This window comes from Streptomyces sp. RKAG337 (assembly GCF_023701715.1).
Lineage (GTDB): Bacteria > Actinomycetota > Actinomycetes > Streptomycetales > Streptomycetaceae > Actinacidiphila.
Genome location: NZ_JAJOZA010000001.1, coordinates 5,935,570 through 5,950,020, shown reverse-complemented (window position 1 = coordinate 5,950,020; position 14,451 = coordinate 5,935,570). Strand labels below are relative to the sequence as shown.

The 14,451-nt window shown below is 72.0% G+C and carries 12 protein-coding genes; 4 read left to right on the top strand and 8 right to left on the bottom strand.

Annotated features, from left to right (window positions below; all coding sequences use genetic code 11):
• Nucleotides 1-18: 18 nt before the first annotated feature.
• The 4 genes from LNW73_RS26375 to LNW73_RS26360 form a co-directional block, all read right to left on the bottom strand.
• Nucleotides 19-2,844 carry a penicillin acylase family protein gene (locus LNW73_RS26375; RefSeq protein ID WP_250991602.1) on the bottom strand — a complete coding sequence of 942 codons (2,826 nt, stop codon included), beginning with the start codon at nt 2,842-2,844 and terminating at the stop codon, nt 19-21.
• A gap of 256 nt (nt 2,845-3,100) precedes the next feature.
• Nucleotides 3,101-3,889 (bottom strand): aminotransferase class IV, encoded by a 789-nt coding sequence (locus LNW73_RS26370; protein ID WP_250991601.1) that lies wholly within the window; start codon nt 3,887-3,889, stop codon nt 3,101-3,103.
• Nucleotides 3,890-3,894: 5 nt separating this feature from the next.
• On the bottom strand, nt 3,895-4,614 hold the full coding sequence (locus LNW73_RS26365; protein WP_250991600.1) for an MBL fold metallo-hydrolase: 720 nt from the start codon (nt 4,612-4,614) through the stop codon (nt 3,895-3,897).
• A 74-nt stretch (nt 4,615-4,688) separates the two neighbouring features.
• On the bottom strand, nt 4,689-6,227 hold the full coding sequence (locus LNW73_RS26360; protein WP_250991599.1) for a hypothetical protein: 1,539 nt from the start codon (nt 6,225-6,227) through the stop codon (nt 4,689-4,691).
• 192 nt (nt 6,228-6,419) lie between these two features.
• Between LNW73_RS26360 and LNW73_RS26355 the strand changes: the two genes are divergently transcribed.
• Both LNW73_RS26355 and LNW73_RS26350 read left to right on the top strand, forming a co-directional pair.
• Complete coding sequence (locus LNW73_RS26355) at nt 6,420-7,853, top strand: amidase (protein ID WP_250991598.1); 1,434 nt, start codon at nt 6,420-6,422, stop codon at nt 7,851-7,853.
• A gap of 127 nt (nt 7,854-7,980) precedes the next feature.
• Entirely contained in the window at nt 7,981-8,442 is a 462-nt protein-coding gene (locus LNW73_RS26350) for a MaoC family dehydratase (protein WP_250991597.1), read from the top strand.
• Between the two features lie 63 nt (nt 8,443-8,505).
• Here LNW73_RS26350 and LNW73_RS26345 read toward each other — a convergent pair whose 3' ends face one another.
• Together LNW73_RS26345 and LNW73_RS26340 are read right to left on the bottom strand one after the other, a co-directional pair.
• On the bottom strand, nt 8,506-9,129 hold the full coding sequence (locus LNW73_RS26345) for a TetR/AcrR family transcriptional regulator (protein WP_250975165.1): 624 nt from the start codon (nt 9,127-9,129) through the stop codon (nt 8,506-8,508).
• Nucleotides 9,130-9,201: 72 nt separating this feature from the next.
• The gene (locus tag LNW73_RS26340) at nt 9,202-10,362 is read right to left on the bottom strand and encodes an acyl-CoA dehydrogenase family protein (protein WP_250991596.1); all 1,161 of its coding nucleotides are present in this window, start codon (nt 10,360-10,362) and stop codon (nt 9,202-9,204) included.
• Nucleotides 10,363-10,425: 63 nt separating this feature from the next.
• Here LNW73_RS26340 and LNW73_RS26335 point away from each other — a divergent pair, with 63 nt between their 5' ends.
• Together LNW73_RS26335 and LNW73_RS26330 are read left to right on the top strand one after the other, a co-directional pair.
• The gene (locus tag LNW73_RS26335) at nt 10,426-11,076 is read left to right on the top strand and encodes a TetR/AcrR family transcriptional regulator (protein ID WP_250991595.1); all 651 of its coding nucleotides are present in this window, start codon (nt 10,426-10,428) and stop codon (nt 11,074-11,076) included.
• On the top strand, nt 11,069-11,575 hold the full coding sequence (locus tag LNW73_RS26330; RefSeq protein ID WP_250991594.1) for a DUF402 domain-containing protein: 507 nt from the start codon (nt 11,069-11,071) through the stop codon (nt 11,573-11,575). The genes LNW73_RS26335 and LNW73_RS26330 overlap by 8 nt, the downstream gene beginning before the upstream one ends.
• Before the next feature lie 143 nt (nt 11,576-11,718).
• Here the strand turns inward: LNW73_RS26330 and LNW73_RS26325 are convergent, their stop codons facing one another.
• The gene (locus LNW73_RS26325) at nt 11,719-12,822 is read right to left on the bottom strand and encodes a Zn-dependent alcohol dehydrogenase (RefSeq protein ID WP_250991593.1); all 1,104 of its coding nucleotides are present in this window, start codon (nt 12,820-12,822) and stop codon (nt 11,719-11,721) included.
• A 224-nt stretch (nt 12,823-13,046) separates the two neighbouring features.
• Nucleotides 13,047-14,447: an aldehyde dehydrogenase family protein gene (locus LNW73_RS26320; protein WP_250991592.1), complete on the bottom strand. Its 1,401-nt coding sequence runs from the start codon at nt 14,445-14,447 to the stop codon at nt 13,047-13,049.
• Between the last annotated feature and the right edge of the window lie 4 nt (nt 14,448-14,451).

Genomic DNA, 14,451 nt, shown 5'->3' with positions numbered 1-14,451 from the left:
CTGCGTCACCAGGGGTTCCTACCGGTGCGCGGGGAACTCCACGACCTGCTGGAACGTCGGCCGGTTCTGCCAGCTGATCTTGTCCTGGGTGATCCCGCCCAGCGGCCGCTGGATGATCGTGTCGGAGCACCACTGGTCGCCCGCCGAGCAGTTGGCGTCGGCCGGGTAGACGGTGGTCGCGGGCTTCGCGACCGCCTGCTTCAACGTGGCCAGCAGCACGTCACGGCAGGCGCCGAGGGTGCCGCCGCCGCAGAAGGCCTGCGGCGTCCAGCCCTGCACCGGGTCGCCGAGGACCGTCCGCAGGTCTTTGTCCGCGTAGCTCCACCAGCCGTACTGGAACGCGCTGCCCGCGTGCGCTCCGGTCGGCCCGTGGCCGGCGGACGGTGACTCGTCGATCGACAGGTTCGCGGTCAGCGCCGCGTACAGGCCGTCGCCGAGCCCGGGCCGGAACGCGCCGTCGATCAGCAGCGGCCACCACGCGTCCATGGTGCGGACCGCGTCCGCGTTCGCGTACACGTGGGAGCCCGCCGAGGTCTCCTTGCGCTTGCTGCCCGCCGTGCCCCAGTCGGACAACTGCTGGACGGCGGTGACCAGTTGCGGGTCGGTGACCGGTGCGCTGCGCAGGACGCGCAGCAGCTCCGGCAGGACGTCCTCACCGCGCAGGTCGGTCAGCGCGGCGTCGGCCATCGCCTTGGTGAGCGCGGACCGGGTCACCCCGCCCGCGGCGACGAGCTGCTTCACCCGGTCGTTCAGCAGGTCCCCGCGGTGCACGGGGCCGTTGCCGAAGCCGGCCGAGGTGAAGTCCTTGGCCTGCTTGTTGTTCCACGAGACGTAGTAGTCCTGGTCGACGGATTGCGGGTGCTGCGCGGGCGGGGTGTAGGTGGCGGTGTTCGATGCCGGGTTCCAGCCCTGCCACTCGTAGGCGGCCTCCGCCTTCACCGGGAACGAGGGGTCCACTCCGGCGGCGCGCACCGGATTCGTCCCGCTGTTGTAGTAGGCGGTCTGCCGCGAGTCCGCGTAGAACCAGTTGAAGGTGTAGTTGATGTGCTGGGTGGCCTGCTGGAACGTGGCCGCGTCATGGACGAAGCCGGGATCGTTCAGCATCTGGAAGCCGATGATCGAGTCGGCCTCGTGCCGGTACGAGCTGCGCAGCGTCGTGTACGCGACCGCCTTGCCGCCGACCGTCGCGCGGTACTCCACCGGCCCGTACGCCGTGCGGTAGACCTGCATCCGGTAGGAGCCGGCGGCGGTCGAGTCGGCGACGGTGGGCTTCCAGGAGTTGACGCGCTCCAGCTTCTCCATCGCCGTGCAGACACCGTGGTAGACGTAGTGCACGGCGTCCTGGCACAGCTCGACGGCGTAGGTGTCGGTGATGTCCTGGCCGGCCGAGGTGGCGCTCCAGGCGTAGTCCTGACCACGGCCGAGTTCCACGTACATTCCGAGCCCGGCGAACGACGCGCCGCGTGCGCTGATCCCCGGCCCCTGGAGCTCCTGGAGCATCAGCAGCTGCGGTGCGAAGTAGCCGGTCTGCGGGCCGAACACGGCGAGCGGATGGCCGCCGGCGGTGTGCGAGCCGCTGACCACCAGCGCGTTGGACATGCCCTTCTTGGTGGAGAACAGGTTCGCCGGCAGCGCTCCGTTGTCGAAGATGCCCTGCGCGGCCTTGAGCGGTCCGGCCTTGACCGGGGTCTTCGCGGCGGTCGCCGCGCCGCCCGTCCGGTCGTAGACCAGCGGCTCCGCGACCACCGTTCCGGGCTCGGGCATCGCCGCGCCCTGCGGGTTCGCCGGCTTGCCCGCGTACGGGAAGCTGGAGCCGTCGTGCACCGTCAGCATGGCCTCGGGGTCGTTGCGCTCGCGGAACGTCTCCCAGACCGTGGTGCCCTGGGTGACGCCGTACTTCTGCTGCGCGGCGAGCAGCGAGATCGCGCTCTCCACCTCACCGCCGCCGCCGGATCCGAAGAGCGCGCCGATGACCGAGCCGAGCGCGATCAGGTCGGTGAGTTTGAATGGCTGGATTTCGCCGGCGTTGGTGATCGCGTCGATCTGGCCGGTCAGCACGTACTCGCCGGGGAAGTACCGGCCGTTCTTGGACTGGGTGATGTAGGCGTTGATGCCGTTGACGTACGCCTGCGCGTCGGCCAGCGCCTGCTGCCCGCGGGCGCCGTTGCCCGCCGTGATCTGGTCGACCTGTGCCTGGAGGTCCGCCTCGGTGTACGGGGCGGCCCGCCAGAACTCCTGCTCCAGTTGCTGGTTGGCGGGCGCGCCGCCGGCGAAGGACGACAGCTGACCGCGTCCGACGTGCCGGAACAGGTCCATCAGCCACAGCCGGTCCTGCCCCGCCGCGTACCCCGCGCCGTACTCCGTTCCGTCGCGGGTGGTGCCCTTGATGTGCGGGACGCCGGTCTTCTTGTCGCGGGTGATGGTGACGTCGGCGCGCGGCGTCGTCACGGACGCGACCTGGCCGGACGGGACGCCGAACGAGGCGTCGTTGAAGAAGTTGGTGATGGTGGCATCGGTGAGCGACGGATAGCCCGTGGCCAGGTTGGCGTACGGTCCCAGCTGGTCGGCGGCGTGCGCCGGCCGGGTGCCGAAGACCTTGTGGGCGAGGATGTCGGCGAGCGTCGCGTTGCCGTTCTCACCGGGCGGCAGGATGTCGCCGCACTGGCCCTGGCAGTAGTCGGTGGTGGGGTCCGCCGCCTGGGCCGCCTGCGGCAGCGGTACGACGAGGGTGACGCCGAGCGCGAGCAGTGCCGCGGCGGTCACCGTTCTGAGCTTGCGGGTGACCGCCTTGCCCTTGCGGGCGCCTACCTTGCCGGTGCGTAGTCTGCCGTTGCGTTGTGGCATTCCTGCTCCTCTCGGAGGCCGATGCGCCGGAGGTTACCGCCGGTACGCTCCGGCCGGAAGGTGAACATGCGTCACCTTTTTGTTCGGCTTTTCCGGCCGCCGACGGGTTTACCGACAAGCAACGGCCGTACCGGGAGGTAGGAGAGGCCGTCGGCCGCGCGGACCGTGGTTGGGGACCGCGGTTTCGGACCACGGCTCGGACGACGGCTCGCACCACGACTCGCGCCACGGCCCGCGCCACGGATCTGACAGCCTCTCAGAGTGCGTCCCACGGAGCGGAGTCGAAGAGCCCGATCACCCGCTTCACCAGATCCACGTCCGTCGGCAGGATCAGATCGTCCAGCCGGCCGACCGGAGCGATCCCCCGGGAGTTGCAGGCGAAGGCCCCGTCGAACGATTCCACGTCCGCGACCGTGACCCGCCGGTGCCGCCACGGCAGGCCCGCCGCGTCCATCTCCCGCTGGATCACCCGCATCGTGATGCCGTGCAGGGCGGGCGCGTCGGGCCAGACGACCGTGTCGCCGTCCGCGAAGCCGACGTTGGTGATCGCCCCCTCGGAGATCACGCCACCGGGCCCGACGAGCAGCGCCTCGTCGAACCCCGCCTCGTGCGCGGCGTTGCCGAAGTAGCCCTGGGCGAAGCCCCCGACGTGCTTCACCTGGGCCACGGGCCGCTGGTAGTCGACGGACATCAGGCTCTGCGGACCGCTCGGCGCGGGCCCTGGGCCCCGGACCGTCACCATGAGGGAGACGTCACCGGCCTCGTCGGGCCGGAAGACGTTGACGCGCACCGACGCGTCGACGTCGTCACCCAGCGCGTGCCGGACCGCGTCCAGCACCCGCCCGCCGTCCAGCCCGGTGCCGAACAGCTCCCGGGTGGCGCGCTCCAGCCGCTCGAGATGAAAGTCGAGACCGCGCACCGCGCGCCCTCTGACCTGCATGGCGGTGAAGTGGCCATAGCTGCTGACCATGACGAACCGCGCGAGGTCCGCGGCGGTGGCGGGGTGGCCGTCGAACTCGATCCGGAAGGCAGGGATACCAGTCATACCCTTCACCCAACCACGCCGCTTCCCCCGGCCGGCTCCCACACCGACCCGTCGTGCGCGAAGAGCACCCGCCGCGGATCCAACGCGCAGATCCGGTCCAGCCACGACGGGTAGGGCGGCAGCGGCTGCTCCACCCCGTCGAGCCCGGCGCGCCGGGCCAGTTGGTCCGCCGCGAAGTGCGACGCGGCATCGCGCGCCTGCCCCGCGAGCACGACCGTGCCGTCGCCCTGCCGCACGACCAACGACTGGTGCCCGTCGGTGTGCCCCGGCGTCGGCACGACCAGAACGCCGGGCCAGATCTCGGCCTCCCCCGTCAACTCCTCGTAGACCGCGCCCGGGAAGTCCACGAGCTGTTCGGCCGTGTACCCGCCGCGCCGGGCGGCCGCCAGCTCCTGTGCCTGCACCAGAACGGGCCTGCCCGCGAGCAGCGGATTCCCTCCGATGTGGTCGAAGTGCAGATGGCAGTTGACCACCAGCGCGATGTCCCCCACCGCGACCCCGGCCGCCGCGAGCGCCTCCTCCAGCGGGCGCCGCCTGGGCCGGTAGTGCGCCTCCGTCTCCGGACCGGCGTCCCCGATCCCGGTGTCGAACAGGAGCAGCCCCTCATCCCTGCGCACCAGATACCCGAGCACCGCCTCGACCCGCGGATACGCCTCCCCGGCCTCCTCCGCGGGCCGGACGAAGTAGCCGAGATCGAGCCGCCGTACCGCCGTGTCACCGTTCATCCGGCCATCCTCACGACCGATCCCTCCCGCCCCCCGCCGTTCCGCCGAGAGCAGACGAGGACCGGAGACCGGGGTCAGCCCGCCTCCGGAGCTCCGGGCAGCCAGCCGTCGAGCAGCCGCTCCATGGCCGCGGTGGGAAGGGCGCTGTTCCCCGCCGCTCCCGAAGCCACCTCCCAGTCGGGGTCGGCCAGCAGTTCCACCAGGAGCGCCGGCGGCATCGCGGGATGCCGGACGGCGTGGCGGCGTCCGTCGCGATGTTCCAGACAAATCAGCAGCGTCTCGGCAGTGGCCGACGGATGACGGGCGATGGGGCGCAGCGCCTTGCGGACCGAGCCCGAGTCGAGCGCCATCCGGTGCAGCAGGTCGGCGGGACAGTGCGGACTGGCGGCGACCGCGCTGTAGACCGGCGGCCCGTGCCGTTCCGCGATGGTCCGCACATGGCCTGCTGTGAGGCTGGGATGGGGCGCGACCCGCTTGGCCACACCCGCATCCGGATCCGCCGCGAATGCGGCGAGCAGATCGGCCGGGAGGTCCTCCCTGACGGCGGCCAGCGCGCGCACCTGAGCGACGGGGGACGCGGCCAGCAGCCGCAGTTCGTCCTCGGAGGCGGCGGCGATCCTCGGCAGGAGCTCCCGTCCGAAGCGCTGGTGGGCGGCGAGCGAAGTGAGCAGGTCCAGCGTGATGGCCGGATTGGCGCCGAGCTCGCGCCGGACCTCGGAGGACGGGTCCTCGGCGAGGCGGCGCAGCAACTGCTGGGGGACGGCGGGGTTCTCGGCGAGGGCCCCCCGGACCCGCGGGTCGGCATCCTCCGCCAGGGCGGCGTACACCTCGTCCGCGATACCGGCCCGTCCGGCGATGCAGGCCCGCTGCCAGGGTTCCGGCAAGGAGACGAACGCCGCCATGCCGTCCGGAGGCGTCGCGGGATTCTGCAGAGCGGAGAGCTGGACTTCACGGATGCCGGGCGCGTGATCACCGCACTGGGCGCGGCGCCCGGCCGGGTCTCCGACGCTGCTGCACGACCCGCACATGGTGGGCGGCGGGCTGCCGCCGTCGGCGAGCAACCCGGCGAGGATACGGGCGGGAACCTGATCGTTGCGGGCGAGCGCGGACCGTACGGCCGTGCTCGGATGCCTCGCGAGCTCCTCCATCAGGTCGGCGGGCAATGCCGCGTTGCCGGCCAGTGACTGGAGGACGCTGTGGTCCGGATCGTTCGACAGGACGGAGAACGTCTCGCCGAGGTCCTGCTCCAGTTCCGCCACCTCCCAACGGATGTCCCGGTCGGGGCTACTGGCGAGATCGGCCGCCCAGGAGAGCGGTGCGAGGCCGCCGACAAGGGCGGCGAGTGCCACCTTCGGGTCGTCCCGGGGGACCTCCTCCAGTGGCAGGGACCCGGCCCGGACGAGCGTCTCCCGCACCGAACTGCCGCCGCGCTCGACGAGCGCGTGCCGGAGGGCGGGCCCGAAGTCGGTCCGCTGAGCGAGCTCTCCCAGGAGTTCCTCGTCGGCGCGGTCGATGAAGCGGGCCAGCAGATCCTGCGGAAGCGCTTCGTTCTCGGCGAGGCCGCACAGCTGAGCCCCGTGTTCCAACGCCGGGTGGCGCACCGCTTCCGTCACCTGTCCTCCGTGGTCTCAGCCCGCGTGCGGGCACCACGAATCATGACCCACGTACGCGTGTGCTGATTCCGGCCGGTGCACGGCCGGTTCCTTGTGGCCGGGCTGACCGGGGGTCTGGTCGCTACCGGCCGGTAGTGCGAGGATCGCGACGCACGGTGACGTGACGTCGAACAAGCAGAGGACGGGACAGCCATGGCGCAGCTGCACGATCTGACCGCGGTGGAGCAGGCGGAACAGGTGCGGAGCGGGTCCGTTTCGCCGGTCGAGCTGACCGAGCACTATCTCGACCGCATCGAGCGGCTGAACGAGACCGTGGGTGCGTACATCACCGTCACCCCCGAGATCGCCCGCAAGCAGGCGGCCGACGCGGAGAGCGAGGCGGTGGCCGCGCGTCGCGAGGGGCGGGAACTGCCGGCGCTGCACGGGGTTCCGGTGCCGGTGAAGGACCTCAACTTCGTGGCGGGGGTGCGCTGCACGCTCGGCTCGCGGGCGTACGCGGACCACATCCCCGACATCGACGACCACGTGGTGACGAAGCTGCGCGAGGCGGGGACGATCCTGCTCGGCAAGACCAACACCCCCGAGTTCGGGCTGCCCTGTTACACCGAGAACCAGCTCGCGCCGCCCGCCCGTACCCCCTGGGACCTGGAGCTCTCCGCCGGCGGTTCCAGCGGGGGCGCCGCCGCGGCGGTCGCGGCCGGGCTGGCGCCGATCGCGCAGGGCAGTGACGGCGGCGGCTCGATCCGCATCCCCTCGTCGGTCTGCGGGCTGTTCGGCATCAAGCCGAGCCGGGGGCGGATCAGCGGCGGTCCCGTGCAGCACGATGTGAGCGGGCTGAGCACGTCGGGGCCGATCGCCCGGAGCGTCGCGGACGCCGCCACGCTGCTCGACATCCTGGCCGGCCCGATGCCGGGCGTCCCGTACGCCGCGCCCTCGCTGCCGGCGGGCGCGAGCTTCGCCTCGTACGCCGGGGCCGAGCCCGGCCGGCTGCGGGTGGTGGCGCTGCCGACCCCGCCGGTGCCCGGCGTCGAACTGCATCCGGACTGCCGGGCGGCGTACGACGCGGCGGCGGAGCTGCTGCGCGGCCTCGGCCACCAGGTGGACGAGATGGAACTGCCGGTGGACGAGGGCATCCGCGACGCCTTCGGCAAGGCGTGGGCCGTGATGTCGACCGTCTACCCGGTCGCCCCGGAGCACGAGGAGCTGCTGATGCCGCTCACCCGGCATCTGCGCGAGCAGGGCGGCCGGGTGTCGGGATCCGAGTTCGCGGCGTCGCTGTACGCGTTCCGCGCGCTGGGACAGCTGATCGCGGACGCGCTGCTGTCCTCGTACGACGTCATCCTGACCCCGACGCTGGCCCAGCCGCCCGCCCCGGTGGGCGGGCTGCGCAACGACGCCGACCCGGAGGCGGAGTTCGCCGGCCTGGCGGCCTTCACGCCGTTCACCCCGCTCTACAACGCCACCGGCCAGCCGGCGGTGAGCGTGCCGCTGCACTGGACGCCGGCCGGTCTGCCGATCGGCGTGATGTTCGGCGGCCGGTACGGGGACGAGGCCACCCTCATCGCGCTGTCGGCGCAGCTCGAGGCGGCCCGGCCGTGGGCGCACCGGCGGCCCTCGATGTGGTGAGCGGACCCGTCAGGGAACGCTGAACCCTCCTGTGCCCGCCGTCCGGGCGTTGACACGGCCGACGCGCGGAACCATGCTGAGCAAGCGCTTAGTAACCCGTCGGACAGTTGGGCACAGGAGGCATCAGATGTCGCAGGCCAGGATCTTCGCTTCGCTGGACGATCTCCGGGCGGCGGTCGGCGAGCAGTTCGGTCCGACCGGCTGGCTGGAGATCGACCAGAAGCGGATCGATCTGTTCGCGGAGGCCACCGGCGACCACCAGTGGATCCACGTCGACCCGGAGAAGGCCGCGCAGGGACCGTTCGGCACCACCATCGCGCACGGCTATCTGACGCTGTCGCTGATCCCGTCGCTCACCCCCGACCTCTTCCGGGTCGAGGGCGTGAAGATGGGCGTCAACTACGGCGTCAACAAGGTCCGCTTCCCGGCGCCCGTCCCAGTCGGTTCCCGGCTGCGGGCGACCGCGCAGATCGCGGAGGTCACCGAGGTCGGCGGCGGCGTCCAGCTCGTCACCAAGGTGACGATCGAGCGCGAGGGCGGCGACAAGCCGGTGTGCGTCGCGGAGACCGTGGCCCGCTTCTACCTTTGATCGGCCACGGCACGCCGTGAGCGGTACGGCACGCCGTGAACGGTTACGGCACCCCGTGAGCCGCTACGGCACGGGCTGTCGCGGGCCGACCATGCGCCCGACGAGGTCGGCGTAGAGCACGCCGACGTCGTCGGGCGTACGGCGTCCGTCGGGGTTGAACCAGCGGGCGACGTCGATGCACAGCGACAGGATGGCGAGCGCCGTGCCGGCGACGTCCGGCACGTCGAACTCGCCGGTCCGTACGCCGTCCTCGATGATCGAGCGGACCGCGCGCTCCGACTTGCGGCGCAGCGCGACGATCTCGGTGTAGTGGTCCTCGGCGAGGGCCCCCAGCTCGTACTGCACGACGCGCGCGGTGGTGTGCCGCTCCGCGTGCCAGCTGACGAAGGCCCGCACGGCGACGGCGAGCCGCTCGCCCGGCGCGCCGGGACCATTGGCGGCCTCTTCGAGCAGCCCGACGGAGCGCAGATGGCCGACCCGGCTGATCTGGTAGAGCAGCTCTTCCTTGGTCTTGTAGTGGATGTAGAGCGCCGCGGGGCTCATTCCGGCGCGCCCGGCGATGTCCCGGGTCGTCGTCGCGTGATACCCGCGCTCGGCGAACGCCTCGACCGCGGCGATCACCAGCCGACGGGCCGCATCGGGGGTGACGTCGCTCCACGCGTCGGTCGTTCCTGCCTCCACATCCATGGCCGACACCTTACAGCCAAGGTGAGCAAGCGCTTAGATACCGGCCGGTCGGTCAATCGGACCATTGCGCGCTCAGAACGCGGAGACCCCGGTCAGGGCGCGCCCGATGAGCAGCTTGTGGATCTGGCTGGTGCCCTCGTACAACGTCATGACGCGCGCGTCCCGCAGCAGCTTCCCCGCCGGGTACTCGTCGATGTACCCGTACCCGCCGAACACCTGCAGCGCGTTGTTGGCGGCGCGCACCGCGGCCTCGCTCGCGTAGAGCTTCGCCACCGAGGACTCGGTCGCGAAGGGCAGCCCGCGGTCGATGTGATCGGCGACCCGCCAGGTGAGCAGCCGGGCGGCGTCCACGTCCACCGCGATGTCGGATATCAGCTCCTGCACCAGCTGGTGGTGGGCGATCGGCTTGCCGAACTGCTCGCGCTCCCCCGCGTACGCCACGGCCGCGTCCAGGCACGCCTGGGCGATGCCGACACAGCCCGCCGCGACCGACATCCGGCCCTTGGCCAGGGCGGACATCGCCACCGAGAACCCCTTGCCCTCGGGCGCGATCATGGCGGAGGCCGGTACGCGGACACCGTCGAGCACCAGCTCGGCGGTGGCCTGGCCGCGCAGCCCGAGCTTGCCGTGGATCTCCGTGCGGGTCAGCCCCGGGGTGTCGGTCGGCACCAGGAAGGCGCTGACGCCCTTGTGGCCCAGCGCCGCCACCGGGTCGCCGGTGCGCGCGAAGAGCAGCACGACATCGGCCCAGGTGCCGTTGGTGATGAACATCTTCGAGCCGGTGATGACGTACGAGTCGCCGTCGCGCACCGCCCGCGTCGTCAGGTTCGCGGCGTCCGAACCGGTACCGGGCTCGGTCAGCCCGAAGCAGCCGACCGCCTCACCGGAGGTGAGCCGCGGCAGCCACGCGCGCTTCTGCTCCTCGCTCCCCCAGTACGCGATCGACTTGGCGACCAGCCCCAGCGACACCGAGACGATGCCGCGCACGGCGGAATCGCCACGCCCCAGCTCCTCGGTGACGAGGCAGTACGCGAGATGGTCGCCGCCCGAGCCGCCGTACTCCTCGTCGATCGTGAGCCCGAGGAACCCGAGCGCGCCGAGCTTCTTGACGATGCCCCGGTCCACACTCTCGGCACGGTCCCACGCCACCACATGCGGCGTGATCTCGCGTTCGGTGAAGTCCCTGGCGAGCTGCCGGACGGCGGTCTGCTCCTGCGAGAGCGCAAGGTCCACGGGGGGCACCTCCCATAAATTAGCACCGCTAGTTTCTACTCCGCAGGCCCTACTATGCGTGGCATGGCCCGCCCTCGCAAGCCCCTCCTGAACCGCGAACTCATCGTCGCCGCGGCGCTCACACTCGTGGACGCGGAAGGTCTGCAGGCGCTCTCGACCCGGCGGCTCGCCGCCGTACTCGGGGTCAGCGGGCCGTCCCTCTACAACCACTTCAAGGTCAAGGACGACATCCTGGACGCGGTGGCCGACACGGTCGTCTCCCAGGTCGATCTGTCGATGTTCCAGGGCAGCCCGGACTGGCGGACGGCGCTCCTGGAATGGGGCCGCTCCTACCGCGCGGCACTGACCGCGCACCCCAACATCGTGCCGTTCCTCGCCCAGGGCCCCGGCCGCCGGCCGGCCGGGCTGCGCATGGCCGACGCCGTCTTCGGCGGCATGGTCGACGCCGGCTGGCCCCCCGCACACGCGACCCGGATCGGCGCGCTGATGCGCTACTTCGTGGCCGGCTCGGCCCTCGGCTCCTTCGCCCGCGGCTTCGTCGACGACGCGGGCGCGTACGACCCCGCCGACTACCCGCACCTGGGCAGCGCGCATCTGCTGGCGGAGCATCAGCAGCAGGTCGACGAGGGAGCGTTCGAGACGGGGCTGCGGGCCCTGGTCGACGGGCTCTCCATCCAGTACGACGACGGCGGTTACGATGCCCCGCATGTCTGATGACGTGCGGGTGGAGTACCGGAAGTACGACGGGTCGCTGCACTGGAACATGGCCGTGCACCGGCTGGGCGAGGACGAGCACGGCGTCTGGCTCGGGGCACCCGCCGACAGCGTGATGCGCAAGGGCCACGGCCCTGAGGTCCCCTGCCCGGAGGCGCAGGTGCTCCTCTTCCCCCGGCAGGGGTGGTGGACGGCGGCCTTCAACGCGGCGCCCCGCTCCACCGAGATCTACTGCGACATCACCACCCCACCCGAGTGGCGGTCCGCGTCCCTGGTCACCATGGTCGACCTCGACCTGGACGTGATCCGCAAGCGCGGCAAGCCGACACCGCTACTGGTGGACGAGGACGAGTTCGCCGAACACCAGGTGCGCTACGGATATCCGGCCGACGTCATCGAGCAGGCCGCCGCAGCGGCGCAGTGGCTCATGCGGCAAGTAGGTGACGGCGCCGAGCCGTTCACCACGGTCTACCGCAGCTGGCTGGCCCACGTCGAGTAGGGCAGTCGGGAACGCGAGGGGGACGGGGCCGCAGGGGTGGGGGTCCGAAATGCTGCCGTGTATTTGTGGGCCGCCAGGCACGTAAATATACGATTTCGGACCCCCACCCCGGAGGGCCCGGCCCCCGCCGCCACGACGCACGATCAGTCAAAAACGACCAGAGCCCGGCCACCCCGCCCAGCCGTCATAGCCTCGAACGCCGCCGGGATTCCGTCCAGCGCGATGCGTTCCGTCACCATCGCGCCCAGGTCCAGCCGCCCCGCCCGGATGTGTTCCGCCAGCACCGGCAGGTCCCTGGCCGGGTCGCTGTTGCCGTAGACACAGCCGGAAAGGGTGCGGCCGAAGTAGAACAACTCCAGCGCGGAGAACGTGACCTGCTGGTCCTGACCGCCGATGCCGACGACCGTCGTCCGCCCACCCCGGCGGGTCGCGGACCAGGCCGTACGGATGGTGTCGGCGCGGCCGACGCACTCGATGGCGACGTCCGCGCCGTACCCACCGGTCAGCTTGCGGATCCGCTTCGCGGTGTCAGAGGCGCCGGAGGAGTCGGTGGAGGCCAGCACGAACTCCGTGGCGCCCGCCGCCCGCGCCAGCTCCTCCTTCGCGGCCGAGACATCGACCGCGATCACCGCCCCCGCGCCCGCGATACGTGCCGACTGCAGCACGGACAGCCCGACGCCCCCGACCCCGAAGACGGCGACCGACTCACCGGCGCGGACCCGTGCCGCGTGGTGCACAGCGCCGTAGCCGGTGAGGACCGCGCAGCCGAGCAGGGCGGCGTCGGTGAGCGGGATCCCGTCCGGCAGCGGCAGGATCGCGTTCTCGGGGACGACCGTCTCCTCGGCGAAGACGGCGGTGCCGAGGCCGGGGTACAGCTCGCTCCCGTCGGCGGAGAGCTTCGCGTACGGGACGGTGGCGGCCGCGCCGGCGTTGGCGCAGAGCCACGGCTCGTCCAGGGCGCAGAAGTGGCAGGCGCCGCAGGAAGGCGCCCAGTTGAGGACGACGCGGTCGCCCGGCGCGACCGCCGTGACCCCCTCACCGACCTCGATGACGGTCCCGGCGCCCTCGTGCCCGAGGACGGCCGGGACGGGCTGGCGCAGCGTCCCGTTGGACAGCGACAGGTCGGAGTGGCAGACGCCCGCGGCGGCGAGGCGCACCCGGACCTGGCCCGGGCCCGGTGCCGGGATCTCGATCTCGGTGACGATCAGGGGCTGGCTGACGGCGGGAAGGACGGCGGCGCGGACCACGGGGTTCCTCTCGGACTCTCTTCTGGGACGGCTCATGTCACCCGGCTCTGACGACATTCGGGCAGCCGGAAGCACGGTACTCAATCACTGCGGATCACCGGAAAGCGACCGGGGCCCGACGCGGGGACGGGCGCCCGTCGCGCGGACGGGGGAGCCCGACGCGGGGACGGGGCCCGACGCGGGGACGGGGCCCGACGGGGGGACGCGCCCGCCGCGCGGACACGTCAGAACTGCAGCGACTTCGTCTGCAGATACTCCGCCAGCCCATGGGCGCCCAGTTCCCGCCCGACACCCGACTGCTTGTACCCGCCGAACGGCGCCAGCGGGTTGAACCGGCCGCCGTTGATGTCGACCTGCCCGGTGTCCATCCGGCGGGCGAAGGCCACGGCTTCGGACTCCTCGGCCGCCCAGACCGCGCCCGCGAGACCGTAGACGGTGCCGTTGGCGATGCGCAGAGCGTCGTCCTCGTCCTGGTACTTCAGGATCGCGACGACCGGGCCGAAGATCTCCTCCTGGGCGATGGTCATGTCCGGGGTGACGTCGGCGAAGACGGTCGGCCGGATGTAGTAGCCGTTCCCGAACCCCTCGGGGGCGTCGGGGCCGCCCGCGACGACCCTGGCGCCCTCCTCGATGCCGCGCCGGATGTAGCCGCGGACCCGGTCGCGCTGCTTGGCGTTGACGACCGGCCCGAGCCGGTCCCCCGGCACGTACTTGGCGGCGGCGGCCGTGGCGATCTGCACGGCCTCGTCGTAGCGGTCGGCGTCGACGAGCATGCGCGTCCAGGCGCTGCAGGTCTGGCCGGAGTTGGCGAAGACGTTGCCGAGCCCCACGTTGACCGCCTTGGCGAGGTCGGCGCTCGGCAGGATGACGTTGGCGGACTTGCCGCCGAGTTCGAGGGCGACGCGCTTCACGGCGCCGCCCGCGGTGGCGCCGATCTGCTTGCCGACGGCGGTGGAACCGGTGAACGAGACGAGGTCCACGCCGTCGTGGGCGGCCAGCGCCTGGCCGGCGACCGGGCCGAGGCCGGTGACGAGGTTGAACACCCCGGCCGGGATGCCCGCCTCGTCGACGGCCTCGGCGAAGAGCTGCGCGGTGAGCGGGGTGTCCTCGGCGGGCTTGAGGACGATCGTGCAGCCGGCGGCGAGCGCGGGGGCGACCTTGGCGACGATCTGGTGCAGCGGGTAGTTCCAGGGCGTGATGGCGCCGACGACGCCCACCGGCTCCTGCAGCACGGTGGAGTTGCCGACCTTCTCCTCGAAGGCGTACGACGCGGCGAGTTGCGCGTACGAACCGGCGACGGCGATCGGCAGGTCGGTGTGGACGGCGGCGGCGAAGCCGAGCGGGGCGCCGAGTTCGGCGCTGATCGTCCCGGCGATCTCCTCGCGGCGGGCGGCCAGCCGTTCGCGCAGTGCGCCGATGAGGGCGGCGCGGGCGGCGGGGGCGGTCGCGGCCCACGCGGGGAGCGCTGCGCGCGCGGCCCGCACGGCGGCGTCGACGTCCTGCGGGGTGCCGGCCGGCACGGATCCGATGACCTGCTCGTCCGCCGGATTGACCACCTCGATCGACTCGTGCCCGGCGGCGGGGCGCCAGGCCCCGTCGATGTACATGCCGTCGTGAGCCTTCACGTCG